The sequence below is a fragment of the Brachybacterium sp. ACRRE genome, assembly GCF_022346485.1.
In the GTDB taxonomy this organism is placed as follows: Bacteria; Actinomycetota; Actinomycetes; order Actinomycetales; family Dermabacteraceae; genus Brachybacterium; species Brachybacterium halotolerans.
The window spans coordinates 24,055-43,757 of sequence record NZ_JAKRMO010000035.1 but is presented as its reverse complement, the minus strand read 5'-3'; the positions used below and the strand labels follow the sequence as shown (position 1 = coordinate 43,757).

General features: G+C 70.4%; 15 protein-coding genes. 3 read left to right on the top strand and 12 right to left on the bottom strand.

The window, feature by feature from the left end; all coding sequences use genetic code 11:
* From MHY49_RS11420 to MHY49_RS11390, 7 genes are all read right to left on the bottom strand, one after another.
* Nucleotides 1–971 (bottom strand): MFS transporter (locus tag MHY49_RS11420; protein WP_239204179.1); only part of this gene is annotated, 971 nt, incomplete at its 3' end.
* A gap of 172 nt (nucleotides 972–1,143) precedes the next feature.
* Complete coding sequence (locus MHY49_RS11415) at nucleotides 1,144–2,136, bottom strand: D-ribose ABC transporter substrate-binding protein (RefSeq protein ID WP_239204177.1); 993 nt, start codon at nucleotides 2,134–2,136, stop codon at nucleotides 1,144–1,146.
* Nucleotides 2,137–2,201: 65 nt separating this feature from the next.
* Nucleotides 2,202–3,407, bottom strand: coding sequence for an ABC transporter permease (locus MHY49_RS11410; RefSeq protein WP_239204175.1), 1,206 nt, complete (start codon nucleotides 3,405–3,407; stop codon nucleotides 2,202–2,204).
* A 64-nt stretch (nucleotides 3,408–3,471) separates the two neighbouring features.
* Nucleotides 3,472–5,028, bottom strand: a complete 1,557-nt coding sequence (locus MHY49_RS11405; protein ID WP_239204173.1) for a sugar ABC transporter ATP-binding protein — start codon at nucleotides 5,026–5,028, stop codon at nucleotides 3,472–3,474.
* Nucleotides 5,028–5,693, bottom strand: a complete 666-nt coding sequence (locus tag MHY49_RS11400) for a DUF2291 family protein (RefSeq protein ID WP_239204172.1) — start codon at nucleotides 5,691–5,693, stop codon at nucleotides 5,028–5,030. Before MHY49_RS11400 ends, MHY49_RS11405 begins: the two co-directional genes overlap by 1 nt.
* Nucleotides 5,694–5,875: 182 nt before the next feature.
* A complete protein-coding gene (locus tag MHY49_RS11395; RefSeq protein ID WP_255719877.1) occupies nucleotides 5,876–6,964 on the bottom strand; it encodes a zinc-binding dehydrogenase in 1,089 nt (362 codons plus the stop codon).
* A 121-nt stretch (nucleotides 6,965–7,085) separates the two neighbouring features.
* Nucleotides 7,086–8,024, bottom strand: a complete 939-nt coding sequence (locus tag MHY49_RS11390; protein ID WP_239204168.1) for a sugar-binding domain-containing protein — start codon at nucleotides 8,022–8,024, stop codon at nucleotides 7,086–7,088.
* 163 nt (nucleotides 8,025–8,187) lie between these two features.
* Between MHY49_RS11390 and MHY49_RS11385 the strand changes: the two genes are divergently transcribed.
* Nucleotides 8,188–9,681 (top strand): FGGY-family carbohydrate kinase, encoded by a 1,494-nt coding sequence (locus tag MHY49_RS11385; protein WP_239204166.1) that lies wholly within the window; start codon nucleotides 8,188–8,190, stop codon nucleotides 9,679–9,681.
* Between the two features lie 100 nt (nucleotides 9,682–9,781).
* Nucleotides 9,782–11,221: an N-acetylmuramoyl-L-alanine amidase gene (locus tag MHY49_RS11380; protein ID WP_239204164.1), complete on the top strand. Its 1,440-nt coding sequence runs from the start codon at nucleotides 9,782–9,784 to the stop codon at nucleotides 11,219–11,221.
* Nucleotides 11,222–11,296: 75 nt separating this feature from the next.
* On the opposite strand, the gene glpK is transcribed toward MHY49_RS11380, so the two are convergent.
* The 3 genes from glpK to MHY49_RS11365 all read right to left on the bottom strand — a co-directional run bounded on the left by glpK (nucleotide 11,297) and on the right by MHY49_RS11365 (nucleotide 15,473).
* A complete protein-coding gene (glpK, locus tag MHY49_RS11375; protein WP_239204162.1) occupies nucleotides 11,297–12,832 on the bottom strand; it encodes a glycerol kinase GlpK in 1,536 nt (511 codons plus the stop codon).
* A 67-nt stretch (nucleotides 12,833–12,899) separates the two neighbouring features.
* Nucleotides 12,900–13,622, bottom strand: a complete 723-nt coding sequence (locus tag MHY49_RS11370; protein WP_239204183.1) for an MIP/aquaporin family protein — start codon at nucleotides 13,620–13,622, stop codon at nucleotides 12,900–12,902.
* Between the two features lie 114 nt (nucleotides 13,623–13,736).
* On the bottom strand, nucleotides 13,737–15,473 hold the full coding sequence (locus tag MHY49_RS11365; RefSeq protein ID WP_200503312.1) for a glycerol-3-phosphate dehydrogenase/oxidase: 1,737 nt from the start codon (nucleotides 15,471–15,473) through the stop codon (nucleotides 13,737–13,739).
* A gap of 192 nt (nucleotides 15,474–15,665) precedes the next feature.
* On the opposite strand from MHY49_RS11365, the gene MHY49_RS11360 reads away from it, so the two are divergent.
* Nucleotides 15,666–16,625, top strand: a complete 960-nt coding sequence (locus MHY49_RS11360) for a sugar-binding domain-containing protein (protein WP_239204160.1) — start codon at nucleotides 15,666–15,668, stop codon at nucleotides 16,623–16,625.
* A 121-nt stretch (nucleotides 16,626–16,746) separates the two neighbouring features.
* Here MHY49_RS11360 and MHY49_RS11355 read toward each other — a convergent pair whose 3' ends face one another.
* Nucleotides 16,747–17,217 carry an SRPBCC family protein gene (locus MHY49_RS11355; protein WP_152354650.1) on the bottom strand — a complete coding sequence of 157 codons (471 nt, stop codon included), beginning with the start codon at nucleotides 17,215–17,217 and terminating at the stop codon, nucleotides 16,747–16,749.
* A gap of 227 nt (nucleotides 17,218–17,444) precedes the next feature.
* Entirely contained in the window at nucleotides 17,445–19,364 is a 1,920-nt protein-coding gene (locus MHY49_RS11350; RefSeq protein WP_239204158.1) for an HNH endonuclease signature motif containing protein, read from the bottom strand.
* Nucleotides 19,365–19,703: the final 339 nt, after the last annotated feature.

Here is a 19,703-nt window from a genome sequence, read left to right as displayed (position 1 = left end):
ATGCCGAACCAGCGCACCGTCTTCACCCAGCCGACCTTGTCGCCGAGGGCGCCGAAGGCCGCGTTGAACAGGATGTTCCCGGCGTAGACGACCGTGGTCATGATGAACCACTGCGACTGGCTCCAGCCCAGCCCGCCCTGGTCGGCCGTCCCGTAGATGACGTTGGGCAGGATGATGAACATGCCGAACTCGGGCGCGGTGTTGATCAGGCGCGTCAGGAAGCCCATCGCGATGCGGCCGTTGGTGAAGGTCAGGCGCAGGCCCGAGAGGATCACTCCGGCCGGAGACTCCCCCGCCGGCGCCAGGCGCCGCGAGCCGTGCTCCTCGTGGACGCCGAACCGGGCGACGAGGAAGCCGATCAGCACGATCACCGTCGAGGCGAGCATCGTCCACTTCTCGCCAAGGTAGTCACCGCCGAAGGCGGGGATCATGAAGAAGGCGACCAGCGAGCCCAGCGTGGGAAGTCCGCCGGTGAACATGACGTAGAACCAGCCCACCGCGGCGCCGTTGCGCTCCTTGTCCACGACGTGGTTGATCCACACCAGGAACGCGAAGGCGAACAGCGGGAAGCCGAATCCGCGGAGGAAGTAGCTGATCCCCACGAGCCACACGTTCTCGAGCTGCAGGGAGCCGAGGAACGCCATCTCGAAGACCACCCAGACGCCGAACCCGATCGCCATCACGCGGCGCGGGCCGATCAGATCCGCGAGCGCGCCGGCGAGATAGGAGCCGATGAGCACCGCAGCGCTGTAGCAGGCGATCACCCGCGCTGCGAGCGCTGTCGGATCGCTGCCGCCGAGAGCATGCGCGATGTGCGGGGAGACGAAGTTCGACTCGACGCCGTTGCCGGTCATGAAGATGAGCACGCCGAGGAAGCCCCAGCGCAGTGGGTGCGGGATCCCGAGCCGATCGAGGAAGGGCACGCGCTCGCCGCCGGTCACGGGGGGAGCTGCCGGTTCGGCTGCGCTCATGGGGACACTCCTTCGTGTGGGTCACAGGCTCGGCGGCGCGCGCGAGGCGCTGCCGCCGTGACAGACACTAGGGACCCACCCGAACATACGTCAAGCACAAATGTTCGGGCCGCGCAGGGCTGAGCGGTCCGGGCGCCTGCGCGTGCGCCCGGACCGCTGGAGAGCCGCCTCCTCAGCCGCTGTAGGTGAAGGCCTCGGTCATCTTGTCGACATTGTCCTCCGTGATGAGGATGCAGTCGAAGGCCTGCTTCTCCTGCTCGGGCTCGGTGCCGTCGGCGACGAGCGCATGGGCCATCTCGACCGCCTTCGCGGCGAACTGGGCGACGGGCTGCAGCACCGTGTAGGCGAGCTCCCCGGCCTTGATCGAATCCACCGCGTCGGGGGAGCCGTCGAAGCCGCCCACGACGATCCCGTCGAAGGCGTTCGCCTCCTTGAGCGCGGCGATCGCCCCGAGCGCCATCTCGTCGTTGCCCGAGATGATGCCGTCGATGTCCGGGTGCGCCTGCAGCAGCGACTGCGCCTTGTCGTGCCCCTTGGTGCGATCCCAGTCGGCGACCTCCTGGCCCACCTTCTTGAGGTCCGGGTACTGGCTGATCGTGGTCTCGTAGCCGTTGGACCGGGTCTGGGCGTTGTTGTCCGAGGGCAGCCCGAACAGCTCGACGTACTTCCCCTTCTCCTTCATCCGCTTCACCCACTCCTGCGCGCCGATCGCGGCGCCCTGGGCGTTGTTGGAGACGAGCTGGGACTTCGCGACGCCGGCCTCGTTGACCTCGGCGTTCACGAGGAAGACGGGGATCCCGGCCTGGTTCGCCTTCTTGATCGTGCCGATCGAGCCGTCGGCGTTGGCGGGATCCAGGATCAGCGCCACGGACTTGTTCGAGATCGCCGTGTCCACGAGCGTGTTCTCGGTGTTGGTGTCGCCCTTGTGGGCGCCGACGGTGGTCGTGTAGCCGAGCTCCTTCGCCTTCGCCGCCGCGACGTCGCCCTCGGTCTTCCAGTAGGGGTTCGAGGGGTCGTTGACGATGATCGTGATGAGCCCGCCGGCCTTGCCGCCGCCGCTGCCGCCGTCCGAGCCGGAGGCGTCGTCCGAGCCGCTCGAGCAGGCGGCGAGTCCGGCCGTCGCGGCGCCGATGCCGAGAGCGGTCAGGAAGATCCTGCGTTCCATGGTGGGTGTCCTTTCCAGGGGCGCGCGTCCGACGCGGACATCGCGAGAGGGGATCCGGTCGCGGGTCACGACCGGTTGTCAGGGGTGTCGGGGGAATCGGGAGCAGCAGGGGAATCAGGAGCAGCGGGGGAATCCGGGGAGGCGGGGGCCGACGGCGATGCGTGCGCGGACGGCTCCGCCCCGTCGGCCTTCGCCGTCCCGTCGGCCTTCGCCGTCCCCGGTGCCGCGCCGAAGCGCCGGCCGGTCCGTCCCGGGCGCCCGTACTGCAGGGAGTTCAGCAGCACGGCGACCACGATGACGGCGCCCACGAAGACCGTCTGCCAGTAGGCGGAGACGCCGATGATGACGAGGCCGTCGGAGAGGAAGCCGATCACGAAGGCGCCCAGGAGGGTGCCGCGCACGGTGCCGCGGCCGCCGGAGAGGGCCGCGCCGCCGATGACGACGCCCGCGATCGCGGTGAGCTCGTAGGTGTTGCCGGCCGTGGGGCTCGCGCTCGTCAGGGTCGAGGCGAGGATGAGGCCCGCGACCGCCGAGCACAGACCCGAGACCACGTACACCCACACGGTCACCGTGCGCACGGGGACGCCGGAGAGCTGGGCGGCGCGCTCGTTGCCGCCGGTCGCGTACAGCCAGCGGCCGAAGGTGGTGCGCCCCAGCACGAGGGCGATGACGGCGGCGACCACGACCATGATGAGCACGCCCACGGGGATGCCCAGCAGGCGGTTGAAGCCGAGCCATTCGAAGCCCGTGTTGCCCAGCGCCTCGTCGCCCGAGAGGTCGTTGACGGTGCGTCCGTTGGTCATCAGCAGCGCGGCGCCGCGCACGACGTAGAGCATGCCCAGGGTCGCGACGAACGGGGCGACCTTGAACTTCGCGACGAGCACCCCGTTGACCAGGCCGATGAGCGCGCCGAGGGCGACGGAGACCAGCACCGCGACGGGCACGCTCGGGTAGAGGGTGACGCCCAGGAAGTGCAGGGGCACGCCCTTGAGCAGGAAGCCCGCGATGACGGCGGTGCAGCCGAGCGTCGAGCCCACGGAGAGGTCGATGCCTCCGGTGAGGACCACGAGCAGCATGCCCAGGCTCAGCAGTGCGTAGATCGCGACGTGCGAGGCCATGATCAGCACGTTGTCGACGGTCAGGTAGTTCGGGGAGAGCAGCGAGAACACCACGATGATGAGGGCGAGCGCGAGGAACGCGCGTCCCTCGACGAGCAGCTTCGAGATGTCGAGGCCCCGTCGGGGTGCTGCCGTGGCGGTGGTGGAGGTCATGGGAGTCATCCGTTCGCGGAGATGAGGCGGGAGGCGGGCGGGAGCGGGTCCGAGCGGGAGCGGGTCAGAGGGCGACGGCCTCGCCAGAGGCGGCCATGACGTCGGACTTGTCGGCGGTGCCGGGCTCGAACTCGGCGGAGATGCGACCACGCCGGAGCACGACGATGCGGTGGGCGATGCTGAAGCACTCCTCGACCTCGGAGGTCGTGAAGAGCACGGCGAGGCCCTCGCGGGCCTTCTCGGCGAGCAGGGCGAAGACCTCGGCCTTCGCACCGATGTCGATGCCCCGGCTGGGCTCGTCCAGCAGCAGCACCTCGGGGTCGGTGGCGAGGATCTTCCCGATCACGACCTTCTGCTGGTTGCCGCCCGAGAGCGCGCCGATGGCCACGCGCGGACTCGAGGTCTTCACGGTGACCTCGCGGACCATGCGCTCGGCGAGCGCGCCCTCCTTCGAGCGGGAGAGCAGGCCGCGGCGAAGGAACTGGCGGATGCTCGCGAGGGTGAGGTTCTGGCCCACGTCCATGGTCTGGACGAGGCCCTCGCGCTGACGGTCCTCGGGCACCAGGCCGATGCCGCGGCCGATCCGCTCCCCGATCGTCTCCTGGCCCAGGGCGTGCCCCTCGTGGAGGATGCGGCCGCCCGCGACCTCGCCGCTGCCGGCGACGGCCTCGAGCACCTCGGTGCGTCCGGCGCCCATGAGCCCGTACAGGCACACGATCTCGCCGCGGCGCACGTCGAGCGAGAGGTCGTCGACGACGGCCCGCTCGGGGTTCTCGGGGTCGCGCACGGTGAGGTTCTCGATGCGCAGCACCGGTTCGCCCAGCTCGTAGCCCGTGGGCGGGGAGCCGAGGTCGAAGTGCTCGCCCACCATGTGCCGCACGATCCACGGCAGGTCGATGTCCGCGCGATCGCCCGCGGCGGTCATCGAGCCGTCCCGCAGCACCACGGCGCGGTCGGTGACCTGCAGCGCCTCCTCGAGGTGGTGGGAGATGTAGACGATCGAGACCCCGCGCGACGTCAGCGACTCGATGATCTCGAAGAGGATCTCGACCTCGCGGGCGGCGAGCGCCGAGGTGGGCTCGTCCATGATGAGGATGCGGGCGTCGATCGACAGGGCGCGCGCGATCTCGACGATCTGCTGCTGACCCACCCGCAGGTCGCCGACCAGCGCGGACGGGTCCACGTCCAGCCGCATCTCCTGCAGCAGCGCGGCGGTCTGCCGTCGCTCCTCGGCGAAGTCGACGCCGCGGGGCCCGGAGATCTCGCGGCCCAGGAAGATGTTGTCTCGGATCGAGAGGTTCGGGGCGAGGCTCAGCTCCTGGTGGATGATCGCGATGCCGTGCTCGCGGGCCTCGGTGGTGTCCGCGAAGGTCACGGGCTCCCCGTCGAGCAGGATCTGCCCCGAGGTGGGCTGCTCGACCCCGGAGAGGATCTTCATGAGCGTGGACTTGCCGGCGCCGTTCTCCCCGAACAGAGTGGTGACGCTCCCCCGCCGCACGGTGAAGTCGACGCCCTTGAGCGCGCGGGTGCCGCCGTAGGTCTTCACGACCTCGCGGGCCTCGAGGACCACGTCACCGCGGACCTCGCGCTCGTCGACCCCGTCGGCCGCGTCGGCGCTCATCACGAGACCTCCAGGTCCGAGGGCGTGACGAGCCAGCCCTGCGGGTTGATCGCGGTGAAGGCGCCGGTGACGGTGACGGTCTTCCCGTCGAGGTCGCCCGCGGGATCGAGGACCTGCTTCTTCATCTCCTCGTTGAGCGCCGCGCCCGCGTCCTGGTACTCGATCTGGTTGGTGAACTGCCCGAAGCCCAGCGTTCCGGTCGCGTCGCGCAGATCGGTGCCGTTGATCGCGGGGCCCACCTGCATGCGCACCGAGACGTCCTTCGGCATGCCGTCGACGGCGACCTGGCAGATGCCGGATTCGCAGTCGTGGACCTTGCCGGTGAAGGTCGTCGCGTACACCGTGTTGCCGGCGGACTCGACGCCCTCCTTCTTCGCGGCCTCGGGGTCCTTCTCGATGGACGCGGCGAGGTCGGGCGCGGCGACGGCCTTCTCGGCGATGCCCTTCTGGATGGTCGGGAAGGTCTTGGGCCCGTAGGTGGCCTTGTCGAAGGCGGCGGGGCCGGAGGCGACCTCCTGGCCGTCGGGCACGACCTTGGTGCCGGCGACGACGAGGATCACCGCGAGCACGGCGATGATCACGCCGATCCAGCGGCCGAGGTGCCTCTTCTTCGGGAGGGTCGCGCGGCGTGCGGCTGGGCGCGCGGCGGGGGCGGTGCTCGTCATGGAGCAGCCTTCCTGTGCGGGCGTCCGGGGTCGGCGATGACCCGGGGCGCAGGATGAGAAAGGAGGAGCGAGCGGGATGCTCGGGTGCGGCTCGGCGGTGAGCCGCGGAGGTGCCGGCGCGGCCGGACGCGATCAGCGATGATCGCGTCCGGCGCCGCCGTCCGGGAGGGGGCGGTTCCGGCTCAGCGACCGGGGAGGATGGACACCTTCACCGAGGCGCCGGCGGAGTCGCCGACCTTGTCGAGGGCCTCCTGGAACTCGGCGAGCGGGTACTGGTGGGTGCAGATGTCGTCGAGCGGGAGCTCACCGGACTCGATCATCTTGATCGCGGCGGGCCAGCAGTGCGGGCCGAGGTGGGCGCCCAGGACGTCGAGCTCCTTGTCGTCGGAGATGATCGACCAGTCGACCGAGACGTTGTCCTTGAACACCGAGTACTCGACGTAGCGTCCGAGCTTGCGCAGCAGGGTGAGGCCCTGGCTGACGGCGCTCGGGTGGCCGGTGCACTCGATGTAGACGTCGGCCCCGTAGCCGCCGGTGAGGTTGCGGATCTCCTCGTAGACGTCGACCTTCGAGGGGTTCAGCGTGAGGTCGGCGCCGCACTTCTTGGCGAGCTCGAGCTTGTGGTCGTCGAAGTCGAGGGCGATGACCATCTTGGGGTTCTTGTGCACGGCGCCGATGATCGCGCCGAGGCCGATCGGGCCGCTGCCTGCCACGACGACCACGTCGTCGAAGGTCAGCTGCGCGCGCTCGACCGCGTGCAGGGAGCACGAGAGGGGCTCGGAGAACGCGGCGTGGTGCGGCGGGACGGACTTGTCGATCTTGTGGGCGCGGGCGAGCGGCGGCACGATCATGTACTCGGCCATCGCGCCGTCGTAGTGCTTGAAGCCGAACATGTCGTGCGGGCCGCACATCCAGTACCAGCCGCGCTGGCAGTACATGCACTCGCCGCAGGGCACGATCTGCTCGCAGGCGATGCGGTCGCCGACCTGCACGCCGTGCAGGGCGAGGGCCTCGTCGGAGCCGGCGACGACCTCGCCGACGAACTCGTGGCCCGGGGTGATGCCGGGCTGGACCCAGCGCTCGCGGTTCTCGTCGCCCCAGAACTTGGTGGCGCCGTGGTAGCACTTGAGGTCGCTCGCGCACACGCCCACGGCCTCGACCTTCATGAGCAGCTCGTCGGGTCCGGGCTCGGGGACGTCGAGGTCCTCCAGGCGGTAGTCCTCCGGCGCGTGCATGACGACGCCCTTCATGGTCTTCGGGAACTCGCTCATCACCGATCTTCTCCTTCGAAACGCCCGGTCAGCGTGATGTCGTGGCTCACACTAGGAGGCGCGAGCACAAACGTCAAACACATTTGTTCGCGACGTGTGTGCGGAGTCGGCCGTCCCCCGGTCAGAGCGCCGCGGCCAGCACGGCCTCGGCGGTCGCGGCGTCGGTGACGAGGGTGGAGACGAGTCCCGCGCGGCTCGCCGCGAGGATCGACGGAGCCTTCTCCGCGCCCGCGGCGACGGTCACGAGGTGCGGGATCCGGCGCAGCTGCTCGAGGCTCGGGCGCACCAGGCGATCGGCCCCGGGGAACCCGACCTCGCGGCCGGCGGAGTCCAGGAAGTGCAGGCAGATGTCGCCCTCGGCGCGCGCGAGCGACGAGTCGCCGCGCGGCACCACCGAGGTCAGGCTCGAGCGCGAGCGGTAGGGCGCGCCGACGCCGGTGACCGCGACCCGCGCCCGGTCCCAGAGGTCGGTGATCTCGCGGTAGCTCGGATCGGCCTGCAGCGAGTCCCACAGGCTCGCGCTGGGCAGGGCCGGGGCGAACATGAAGCGCGGCGTCGCGCCGGTGCGGTCGGCGAAGCGGCGCACGAGCTCGTTGGTCTGGAACCACGGGTCGCTCTCCTGCTGGCCGCCGACGGTCGGAGCGACGACCACGCCCGAGAGGTCCGGCAGGCCGGGAGAGTCGCAGACGGCGTGGACGGTCTTCCCCGAGGAGAGCAGCAGCGCCTCGCCGGAGCCGAGATCGAGGGCGCGCAGCTCCTCGCCGAGCAGCTCGCCGAGCCCCTTGAAGTCCCGTTCGTGCTGGTCGCCCGGGGCCACGCGCACCTCGCGCACCCCCAGCAGATCCCGCACCTGGCCCGCGAGGGAGCGCACGTCGACCGCCGAGGGGTCGAGCACCTCGAACCGGACCATGCCGATGCGCCGCGCCTCGGTGAGCAGCTTGCTGACCGTGGGACGGGAGATGCCGAGCCGCTCGGCCACCTCGGCCTGACGCAGGTCGTCGAGGTAGTAGGCCGTCGCTGCGCGGTGCAGGAGGGGGAGATCCATGTCGGTCTCGAGCACCGTGACTCCTTCCGCACGCCGCAGTTCTCCGAGATTGTAGGGGCATGGCCCCCGTGGCAGGATGGAGCGTCGTGACGCGCGGGTCAACAGCGGATGACGCGCAGGTGAACGGGACCCGCACGCCGCCCGCCCCGCCGCCAGAGCGAAGAAGCCGGAGGAACGCATGCCCCAGCCCCATCCCGAGGTCGTCCTCGGCTTCGACGTGGGCACCTCGGCGAGCAAGGGCGTGCTGGTCACGGCCGACGGCGAGGTCGTGCGGCGCGCGGTGCGCGAGCACGCGGTCTCCCGCCCCCATCCCGGCCACGTCGAGATGGACGCCGAGGTCTGGTGGCGCGAACTGGTCTCCATCTCCGACGAGCTGCTCGCCCCGGGGGATGTCGAGGTCGCCGCGATCGGCGTCTCCGGCATGGGCCCGTCCGTCGTCCCGGCCGACGCGGTCGGCGAGGCCGTGCGGCCCGCGATCCTCTACGGGGTCGACTCGCGCGCGTCGGCCCAGATCCGAGAGCTCGAGGACGCGCTCGGCGCCGAGGAGATCTTCGAGCGCTGCTCTCTGACGCTGAGCTCGCAGGCCGCGGGGCCGAAGATCATGTGGGCGCTCGAGGAGCACGCGGACTCCGCGCGTCGCACGCGGCGCTTCTTCATGCCCTCCTCGTTCCTCGTCCACCGCCTGACCGGCGAGTACGTGCTGGACCATCCGAGCGCGAGCCAGACCGCGCCCTTCTACGACCCCCGCACCCGCTCCTGGGACGAGGAGCTGGGCGAGCGCTTCCTGCCGGGTGTCGAGATGCCCGCGCTGCGCATGCCCGCCGAGCAGGCGGGAAGCGTCACCGAGGAGGCCGCGCACCGGCTCACGGGCATCCGCCCGGGCACCCCGGTCGTCACCGGGACGATCGACGCCTGGGCCGAGGCGGTGAGCGTGGGCGCCGACTCCCCGGGCGACCTCATGGTCATGTACGGCACCACCATGTTCCTCATCGCGACCACGAGCGAGCCCTGCCGCAGCCGCACCCTGTGGGCCTCGGCCGGGCTCACGCGGGAGGACACGCACGCGCTCACCGGCGGCACCTCGACCTCGGGGGCGATCACCTCGTGGGTGCGGGACCTCACCGGCGACGCCGACCACGCGACCCTCATCGCGGAGGCCGAGCGCAGCGGCCCCGGTGCCCGCGGGCTGCTCATGCTCCCCTACTTCGCGGGCGAGCGCTCGCCGATCATGGACCCCGGCGCGCGCGGCGTGATCGCAGGCCTCACCCTCTCCCACACCCGCGGCGACCTCTACCGGGCCGCCCTCGAGGCCGCGGCCTTCAGCGTCCGCCACCACCTCGAGGAGATGGCCGCGGCGGGCGTGCGCCCCCGGCGCGTGGTCGCCGTGGGCGGCGGCACGCAGGGCGGGCTGTGGCCGCAGATCGTCTCCGACGTCACCGGCGTCGCCCAGGAGATCCCGCGGCACACGGTGGGCGCCGCCTACGGGGTCGCCCGGATGGCGGCGCGCCTGAGCGGGCTCTCCGCGGCCGAGGGCTGGAACCCGTGCGACCACGTGGTGCGTCCCGACCCAGCGGCCGACGGCGCCTACGACGACCTCTACGCCTCCTTCCGCGCGCTCTACCCGGCGACGCAGGGCATCGTCCACGACCTCGCACGGCGCGCGGCCGACTGACCTGCGTCGATCACTGCGGGCCCCGGCGGGTTCCGGAGAATACTTCCGCGCGGACGACGCGGAGTGGAAGACTCCTCTGCACCCGACGAAGGAGTCACGCATGTCATCCCCCTCCCCCATCGGCCGCCGGACCGCGCTCGCGGCGCTCACCGCGAGCGTGCTCGCCGTCCCCGTCGCCGCCGAGGCGGCGCCCGAGGCCGACTCCCCCGACCACGAGAGGCTGCGCGGCCGCGGAGGCCGGCACGGCCACGGTCACGGTCACGACCACGGCGGAGGCCACGGGACCCACCCCGTCGGCCCCCTCTCCCCGCCCGACGGGCCCTTCACCCCGGACTGCCCGCGCGGCGTCTCCTGCGACGTGCGCCCGGCGGCCTACGAGTCCACGGGCGAGGACCCGCAGGACTACGCGAACTTTACGCTGGGCGGGCGCACCGCCCGGGACATCACGAGCATCGTCGTCCACGACACCGAGGAGACCTACGAGGGCACGATCCGGATCTTCCAGGATCCCGCGAGCCAGACCTCGATCCACTACGTGATCAGGGAGGACGGCCACATCACGCAGATGGTGCGCGTCCAGGACATGGCCTGGCACGCCGGGAACTGGACCTTCAACCAGTCCTCGATCGGCATCGAGATCATCGGCTACGCGGAGAAGGCGGAGTCCTTCACCGCCGCCCAGTACGAGGCGACCGGGAAGCTCATCGCCCATCTGTGCCGCCGCTACGACATCCCCCGCGATCGCGAGCACGTGGTCGCCCACGAGGACATCCCGGGGTCGTCGGCCACGAGCCAGGCCGCGATGCACTGGGACCCCGGCGCCTACTTCGACTGGGCGGCGCTCCTGCAGGGCGCGGGGATCCGCGTGCCGCGGGCGACGACGGGTCGGCTGCGCGAGGTCGCGACCATCGCCCCCTCGCTGCGCTCGAACACCCTCGCCCTCACGAGCTGCACCGAGGACGGCGGCGCCCTCCCCGCGCACGGTGCCTCCGCGGTGCCCGTGCGCACGGCGCCGCGCGATGACGCTCCCCTGCTCGTCGACCCGGCCCTCGCGGCCGACGACACCCCGAACGGCGGCAGCGACCGCATCTGCGACTGGGGCGCGCAGCTCGCGCACGGCCAGTCCTTCGCGATCGCGCAGCAGCAGCACGACTGGGTGGGGCTGTGGATCGGCGGCGAGATCGGCTGGGTGCGTCGCACCGACGCGGGTGGTCGGGCCACGATCGCCCAGGGCCCGCGTCGGGTCCGGAGGGTGGCGCCCCGCGGCTCCGCCCCGGTCCGGCCGACGGGCTCCGCCTACCCGGCGCAGTCCGCGTTCGAGGAGGCGGGACTGGAGCCCTCGAGCACCGATCCGCTGCCCTACGAGCTCGCTCCCGGACAGTCGTACGTGGTCGAGGACGAGGTGCGCGGCAGCTACTACTGGGCGCCCGACGTCGACGGCACGGGCGGGATGTGGGTCCGCGACGACACCCGCTGGCTGCGTGTGAGCATCAACCACCGCTTCGGCTTCGTCCGGGAGAGCGAGATCCGGGACGTGTGACGCGGACGGGGCGGGACACCGGATGCTCCGATGCCCCGCCCCGTCGGCCCGTCGGCCGAAGGTCCCGCCCGATGCTCAGGCGGTCGCGGCCTCCACGTCCTCGTCGACCCAGTCGAAGGTCTTGGTGACGGCCTTCTTCCACAGCCGCAGCGAGCGCTCGCGGGTCTCGGGATCCATGTCGGGCTCCCAGCGCTTGCCCTCTGCCCAGTTGTCGATGACGTCCTGCTCGCCGTCCCAGTAGCCCACCGCGATGCCGGCGGCGTAGGCGGCGCCGAGCGCGGTGGTCTCGATGACCTCCGGGCGCACCACGGGCACGCCCAGGATGTCGGCCTGGAACTGCATGAGGGTCTCGTTCTGGACCATGCCGCCGTCGACCTTGAGCTCGGTGAGGTCCACGCCGGAGTCGGCGTTCATGGCCTCGAGCACCTCGGCCGACTGGAAGGCGGTGGCCTCCAGCGTCGCCCGCGCGATGTGGTTCTTGTTGATGTACCGCGTCATGCCGACGATCGCGCCGCGGGCGTCGGAGCGCCAGTACGGGGCGAACAGCCCGGAGAAGGCGGGGACGACGTAGCAGCCGCCGTTGTCGTCGACCTTCTTGGCGAGGTCCTCGATCTCCGGGGCGCTCTTGATGAGGCCCAGGTTGTCGCGCACCCACTGCACGAGGGAGCCGGTGACGGCGATCGAGCCCTCGAGCGCGTAGACCGGCTTGCTGTCGCCGATCTTGTAGGCGACGGTGGTGAGCAGTCCGTTCTCGCTGCGCACCAGCTCCTCGCCCGTGTTGATGAGCATGAAGTTGCCGGTGCCGTAGGTGTTCTTGGCCTGGCCCACCTCGAAGCACGCCTGCCCGAAGGTCGCGGCCTGCTGATCGCCGAGGATGCCGGCGATCGGGGTGTCGATGAGCAGGTCGTTCTTGCGGCCGTACCCGTAGATCTCCGAGGAGGACTTGATCTCGGGGAGCATGGACAGCGGGATGCCCATGTCCTTCGCGATGTCCTCGTTCCAGTCGAGGGTGTCGATGTTCATGAGCATCGTGCGGGAGGCGTTGGTGACGTCGGTGACGTGCACGCCGCCGTTCTGGCCGCCGGTGAGGTTCCACAGGACCCACGAGTCGGTGTTGCCGAAGATCAGGTCCCCGGCCTCGGCCTTCTCGCGCGCGCCCTCGACGTTGTCGAGGATCCACTTGACCTTGGGGCCGGAGAAGTAGGTCGCGAGCGGGAGGCCCACGCGCTCCTTGTACTTGTCGGCGCCCTCGTCGCCCGCGAGCTCGTTGCAGATCTTCTGCGTACGGGTGTCCTGCCAGACGATCGCGTTGTAGACGGGCTCGCCGGTGTTCTTGTCCCAGACCACCGCGGTCTCGCGCTGGTTGGTGATGCCCACTGCGGCGAGCTGGTGGCGGTTGATCTCCGCCTGCTGGAGCGCATCGGCGACGACCGCGCGGGTGTTGCGCCAGATCTCCACCGGATCGTGCTCGACCCACCCCGACTTCGGGAAGATCTGCTCGTGCTCCTTCTGGCCGGTGGCCACGATCTGGCCGCCGTGGTCGAAGACGATCGCGCGGGTCGAGGTGGTGCCCTGGTCGATCGCCAGGATGAACTTCTTCTCGTCAGTCACGGAAACTCCTTCAGTCCCTTGCTGCGGTGATGGTGTCGGTGAAGCGGGTGCTCATGGGGAGCCGGTCTCAGAATCCCATCAGGACGACGAGGCCGGCGATGATCGCTCCGATCACGGGGCCGACGATCGGCACCCAGGCGTAGCTCCAGTCGGAGCCGCCCTTGCCCTTGATGGGCACGAGCGCGTGGGCGATGCGGGGCCCGAGGTCACGCGCGGGGTTGATGGCGTATCCCGTCGGCCCGCCGAGGGAGGCGCCGATGGCGACGACCAGGAGGGCGACGGCGAGCGGGCCCAGGTCGACCGGGGTGTTGCCGAAGTTGAGGATGATGAACACGAGCACGAAGGTCGCGATGATCTCGGTGAGCACGTTCCAGCCGTAGCTGCGGATGCCGGGGGCCGTCGAGAACGTCCCCAGCACGGTGGCCTGGTCCTCGGTCTGGTCGTAGTGGTTGCGATAGGCGAGCCAGACGAACACGGCGCCCAGGAAGGCTCCGATCATCTCCGCCGCGAAGTAGGCGAGCGTGGTGCCCACCGTGATCGGGATGCCGGGCGCGTACTCGCCGGCGCCCGAGACCGCCAGGCCGATGGTGACAGCCGGGTTCAGGTGCGCGCCGGTCTTGTACGCGGCGTAGACGCCGACGAACACGCCGAGGCCCCAGCCCCAGTGGATCATCAGCGGGCCGCCGCCATGGCCGCCCGTCTTCGCCAGGGTGTGGTTCGCGACGACGCCGCAGCCCAGCAGCGTCAGCATCGCGGTGCCCATGATCTCGTAGATCATGATCGTGCCGATGGTTCCCATGGATTCTCCTCGTCGAGTGGGATGCCGCAGCGGTGCGGCCAGATGGAAGGGTCCCGCGCGCGGCCATCGGGACCGCGCGCGGGGTGGTCGGTCAGCGACCGGGTGTCAGCTGCGGGGCACCTCCTGGGCGGAGGCGACGGCTGCGGCCGCCTCGGCGTCGGAGTGGGTGGCCTCGCCGGCCAGGCGGGCATCGACGAAGGCCCGGTAGGCGCCGACCTCGGCGTCGCGGGTCGCCCGGTCCCAGCCGAGCTCGCCGGCCATGATGTCGGCGATCTCCTCGGAGGCGGCGGCGCCGCGGTCGCGCACCTCGTAGTCGAGGCGGGTGCGGCGCAGCATGAGGTCGGCCAGGTGCAGCGCGCCCTCGGCGCGGACGGCGTAGAGCACCTCGGCGCGCAGGTAGCGCGGCGCATCCTTCAGCGGCTCGCCGAGCGAGGAGTCCTCGTCGATGAGGGCGAGCACGTCGCGCAGCAGGGTGCCGTAGCGCATGAGGAGGCGATCGGTGCGCAGCTCGTCGAAGCCGTGCTTCGTCGCGATCGCGTCCTTCTCGCGGCGGATGCCCTCGAAGCCCTGGGCGCCGATCAGCGGGACGACGGTCGTCATCGAGGGGCGACCGGGGAACACGTCCTTGATCGCGAAGTCGACGACGTCCTCGGCCATCACGCGGTAGGTCGTGTACTTGCCGCCGGCGATCGCGGTGAGGCCGGGCTCGACCTCCATCACGGTGTGCTCGCGGGAGACCTTCGTGGAGGCGCCGCCGGCGTCCTTGACGGGCTGCAGCAGGGGGCGCAGCCCGGCGTAGGTGCCGATCACGTCGTCGCGGGTGAGGTCGTGGTCGAGCACGGCGTTGGCGTGCTCGATGATGTAGTCGATGTCGTCGGAGGTCGCCGCGACGTGCGCGGGGTCCTCCTTCCACGGGGTGTCGGTGGTGCCGATGACCCAGTACTCGTCCCACGGGATGATGAACAGGACGGACTTCTCGGTCTGGGTGATGATCCCGGTGTCCGGGACGGCGGGGATGCGGTCGCGGGCCACGGTGATGTGGACGCCCTTCGAGGCGAGCACCTCGAGGCCGGTCGTCGCGCCCGCGACGTGCTGCTGGTCGCCGGTCCACACGCCCGCGGCGAGGATGGTCTCGCGCGCATGCGCGTCGAACTCCTCGCCCGTCTCCTCGTCGCGCAGACGGGCGCCGACCACGCGGTCCCCCTCGTGCAGGTAGGAGACGACGCGCGTGTACGTCGCGGCGCTCGCCCCGTACTCGAGCGCCGAGCGGACGAGCATCATCACGAAGCGCGCGTCGTCCTCCTGCGCGTCGTAGTACTCGAGGGCGCCGACGATCTTCTCGCCGTCGAGCGCCGGGAAGACGTTCATCATCCGGCGGTGGCTGAGGTGACGGTGGAAGGGCACCGCGCGCTTGCGGCCGATGGACTGCATGGCGTCGTAGAGCATGACGCCGGAGCCGATGAAGGCGCGCTCGACCACGCGCTTGAAGAACGGGAAGACGAAGCTGATGGGCTTGACCAGGTGCGGGGCGGTGCGCGTGAGCAGCAGATCGCGCTCGCGCAGGGCCTCGGCCACGAGCTTGAAGTCGAGCATCTGCAGGTAGCGCAATCCGCCGTGCATGAGCTTCGAGGAGCGGGAGGAGGTGCCGCTGGCCCAGTCGTGGGCCTCGACGACGGCGACGTCCAGACCACGGGTCGCGGCGTCGAAGGCGGCGCCGGCGCCGTTCACGCCTCCGCCCACGACGAGCACGTCCAGGGGGTTCTCGGCCGTGGCGGCCCGGAGTCGATCGAGGCTCTCGGTGCGGCTCGCGGCGTTCAGGGTGGTGGCGTTCTGCGACGGCACGTGCGCTCCTTCGTCAGCTGTGCGTCATCGGGTGACGACGTCTGGGACGTCGGCCGACGGGGCGGGAGCTGGGCGGGCGCTCGTGGAGGGAGGGCATGCCGCTGGACGGGCTCCGCTGGCCGATATGTCTCCATCCTCGGGACGATGTGCGCCGCGAGCAACCGGAGTGCACGGATGTGCAAGACTGCCGGGGTGAGAGCGGATGCACGGCGCGCGGCGGCCTTCGAGGCTGCACGGATGTACTACCAGCAGACGCAGACCATGGAGGCGATCGCCTCGCACCTGGGCGTCTCCCGCTCGACGGTCTCGCGTCTGCTCGCGACCGCGCGCGACGAGGGGATCGTGCGGGTGAGCCTGCACGCGCCGGGCGCGCGGCGGGCCGGGGACCTGCAGGAGGAGATCGCCCAGTCGTACGGGGTCGCGGTGCACGTGGTGCCGTCCGTCCCGGAGTCGACGGAGCGCGAGCGGCTCGACGCGGTGGCGGCGGAGGGCGCGGCGCTCGTGCAGTCTCTCCAGCAGCCGGATTCGGTGATGGGCATGGCCTGGGGGACGACGGTCGCAGCGCTCGTCGAGGCGGCCGAGGCGCGGCCGGTGCCGGGGCTCGCGATCGTGCAGCTGAACGGCGCGATCAATCCGCAGGGCTCGGGCCTGGGGTATGTGTCGACGGTGCTCGCGCAGGCGGCGTCGTCCTGGGGAGCGACGGTGCACCTGTTCCCGGTGCCGGCGTTCTTCGACTACCCGGACACCCGCGATGCGCTGTGGCGGGAGCGGTCGGTGCGCCAGGTGCTCGCGCTGCAGTCGCGCTGCCGCCTGGCGGTGTTCGGCGTGGGCGCGTTCGACGCCGAGGTCCCCAGCCACGTGTACACCTCGGGGTACCTGTCGGCACGAGACGTGCACGATCTGCGGTCCGACGGTGTGGTCGGGGACGTCTGCACGACGTTCCTGCGGGCCGACGGCAGCTGGGACGACGTGCCCCTGAACGCACGAGGATCCGGGCCGACCCCTGCGGATCTGGCCCGGATCCCCCGGCGCGTGCTGGTCGCCGCGGGCCCGCGCAAGGCGGCGCCGCTCAGGGCGGCGCTGCTCGCGGGCTGCGCGACCGATGTGGTGGTCGACGAGGTGACGGCGAACCGGCTCGTGCATCTGGGGTGAGCCGGGTCCGGGTCATGGGGACCGGACCTCGTCGGCCGCGGTGATCAGCCGTCGGCGATCAGCGGCAGCGGTCGACCCATCAGCACGCGGCGATCAGCGGTCGTCGATCAGCGCTCGGCGATCAGCTCCCGGAGACGGCGCCCGCGAGGTCCGCGAGCGACTGCTCGAGCTGCTCCTCGGAGACGAGCGGGAAGATCTTGAGCAGGTCCTTGTCGGTGACGTCGGTCCAGGAGTAGGTGAGGGTGACGAGGGTGGAGTCGGACCCCTGCGACTCGAGGGTGTAGAGCCACTCCCAGCCCTTCGGGTCGTCCTTGGCATCCTCGTTGGCGGGCTTCCAGCCGATCATCTTGCCGTCGTCGAAGGCGGTGACGTGGTTGTACATCTTGTACTCGCCACCCATGTGCTCGCCCTCCATGTTCATGACGAACTGCTCGCCGACCTTCGTGATGCGCTCGGTGTCCTCGGCGCTGCGCACGAAGCCGGAGCCGTCGAACTCGTGGTGCCGGGCAGGAAGGGAGAGCAGGTCGAAGATGTCCCCGGCGGGGGCGTCGATGGTGCGGCTGACGGAGATGCTGGTCTCGTTCGTGGTCATGTCCCCCACCGTGCCACCATCACCTTGAGATGTCACGGGGTGGTGCCGACCTGGGCGAACGTTGGTCGCGCGGGGCGCGCACGCTGGGGACGGCACAGGGCGGACTGCGGCGTCGCTGTTTTCGGGCGTGCTTGTAGAGGGGCACGGTGGTGTGCCCCTCTACGGGTGGGGGTGCTGCTGGCGGGGCTCCGACCTCAGGCTCTGCGATGGCGGGCCGGGCTGGTGGGTCAGAAGGGTGGTGGTCCGGGGTCGAACTTGGGTGGCGGGTTCTGTTTCTCGCGTGGTTTTCGGGTGGTGGCGCTGATGGGGAGGTCGCCGTCGTACTGGAAGGTCGGGAGCGGTTGGTACCGGCGGCGCACTGGTTTCTCGACGGGGACTTCTTCCAGGTCAGGTGCCCCGGCCTGGTCCATGTCCACGCGGGGCCACGGGTCCGGGACACCAGGCCGGACCGGCCACGGCGAGTCCAGCCGAGCGGGGTCGGGAGGTGGTACCTCCGCGCCGACGCCGGTGTCGGCGCCGGCTTCGGTATCGCGGCGCTGTTCGAAGTCGTCCTGCCGGCGCTCCATCACATCCCACACCGCGTCGAGTTGGGCGACGGCCTGTGGGGTGAGGAGGTCGGTGTCGTCCTCGCGGAACACGCGGAAGCGTTCTTGCATCTCCCACACCGTTCCCGCGGTCCCTGCCGGCGACTCGTCCGCCTCCACACGGACGGGATCGAGGCGCCCGGCGGTTTTCATCGCGTGGTGGAACCAGCACAGGAAATGCAGGTTCTCCACCGCCGTTCGACCCCCACAGACGGGATCGGCATGGTTGTACTCGACGATGTGGTCCGCTTCGGAGGCCACGGACGCGGTGCGTTCGCAGCCGGGGACACCGCAGGACTGGCCACGCAAGCGCAGGTGTTCGAGCATTGCCCCGGTGGGCCGGTACTTCTCCGCCGGCCGCGGCAGAAACTCACCCGTCGAGGGATCGGTGAGGACTCGGAACCATTCCTCGCTCTTCCCGGCGATCTCTCTCGCCATCTGCGCGGGAATCGGGGTCCCGTCCTCGAGAACACCGGGGGCGTCGTCGCCACCGACGAGGGTGAGGAAGGGGACGAGCACGTTCAACCGGAACCGGGCCTCGGGCACGGTGATGCCGCCGGTGTCGAGCTGCGCGGCATGGGCGAGGTGGTAGCGGATCAGGTTCAACGACAGGGGCATGCCCTCGTTCTCGACCTGCCGGTCCGGATCCAGGGGAATCTCGGTGCCCTCCATGAGGGCGTGACGCTGGGCGTTCTGGATCGCCCGCGCCGCCAGGTCGAACTTCCCGGCCAATGCTTTGATCTCGGGTGCGGGTCCGATGATCCGCAGGGAGGCGACGCCGTCGAGGGTTCCGGGGTCCAGGACCATGCGACGGCGGGTGGCGGAGATTTCTTCGGGTTCTTTCGGATGCCGCTGCTGAATCTTCGCCACCAAGAGTTCGAGGCATTTCGTGAATACTCTCGGCATGATCGCCAAACACCACGACGCGACCGTCACATCCACCAGCACCATCTCCGCCGGGGTGAAATCCGCGGTCCGTCGCAACAGGATCCGGAACCATTCCGCCGGGAATTCCCCCGCCTCCAGGGCTTGGGTGCAGCGCGGGAGGAGGTCCACGGCCCGGTGGGCGTCGGTGATGGCTTTGGCGGCTTGCCCGCGGGTGCAGCGCATCGCGACCGCGACCATCAGGTCCTGCTGCTCGACCTCGAAAGGGTCGGCGTCCATGTCCTCCCGCCCCGCCCAGAACGGAGCCAGGGCCACGAAGCGACGGGAGAGTTCATAGGACTCATCGACGCCCTCGTCCCAGAGAGCACGGACCTGCGCGGTCAGCTCCGCATCCGGGCGGGCCGTCACCCTGCGCGCGACGACGTCCCGGCAGACCGCCTTCTTGGGTTCCTTCACGATGAACAAGGGGCGGACACCGTCCGGGGGTGCGGCCACGAACCGGGGAGTGTGGACGTGCATGTCCTCCCGCTGACGCTCGGTCATCTTCTCCGGGTCGTCGAGGACCGTGAACGCCGACTCGATCGCCGGCTCCCCGGGCAGGTCCAGACGACCCTGCGACTCCGGCTGCTCCACCGCACTCACGCCACCCACCCCCTTCCTGGAATCGCTCGAAATCACGCGATGCGAAAACTATAATTCGAGAGGCCAGAACACAGAATCCGTCGACCTCGCCCATGAAACCGCTGCCGCTTGCTCTCGATATGTCCGATTCTATCCCGTCGCGCCACGGAAAACCAGACCTCCACCGAGAATGTGGATAAGCCGCAAACATTGCCCGCTTTCTCGACGCCCACCGGCCCCTTAGTGGATAACCCCGTGGAAAACACCCCCTTGTGGAGGAACCGCCGCACGAACCCCACTCGTCACGGCGCGAGCCGCCAAGTGCGCCACCGCCTGGCGCATCACCGCCGCCGGATCCTATAGCTCCACGACACCCGCACCTCACCTCAAGCCGTC

Bases quoted from the DNA above. Each gene is read 5' to 3' on its own strand.
- MHY49_RS11355 (WP_152354650.1), bottom strand. From the start codon at position 17,217: ATGACCACGAACGAGACCAGCATCTCCGTCAGCCGCACCATCGACGCC.
- MHY49_RS11395 (WP_255719877.1), bottom strand. From the start codon at position 6,964: ATGAGCGAGTTCCCGAAGACCATGAAGGGCGTCGTCATGCACGCGCCG.
- MHY49_RS11380 (WP_239204164.1), top strand. From the start codon at position 9,782: ATGTCATCCCCCTCCCCCATCGGCCGCCGGACCGCGCTCGCGGCGCTC.
- MHY49_RS11385 (WP_239204166.1), top strand. From the start codon at position 8,188: ATGCCCCAGCCCCATCCCGAGGTCGTCCTCGGCTTCGACGTGGGCACC.
- MHY49_RS11410 (WP_239204175.1), bottom strand. From the start codon at position 3,407: ATGACCTCCACCACCGCCACGGCAGCACCCCGACGGGGCCTCGACATC.
- MHY49_RS11405 (WP_239204173.1), bottom strand. From the start codon at position 5,028: ATGAGCGCCGACGCGGCCGACGGGGTCGACGAGCGCGAGGTCCGCGGT.
- MHY49_RS11415 (WP_239204177.1), bottom strand. From the start codon at position 2,136: ATGGAACGCAGGATCTTCCTGACCGCTCTCGGCATCGGCGCCGCGACG.
- MHY49_RS11400 (WP_239204172.1), bottom strand. From the start codon at position 5,693: ATGACGAGCACCGCCCCCGCCGCGCGCCCAGCCGCACGCCGCGCGACC.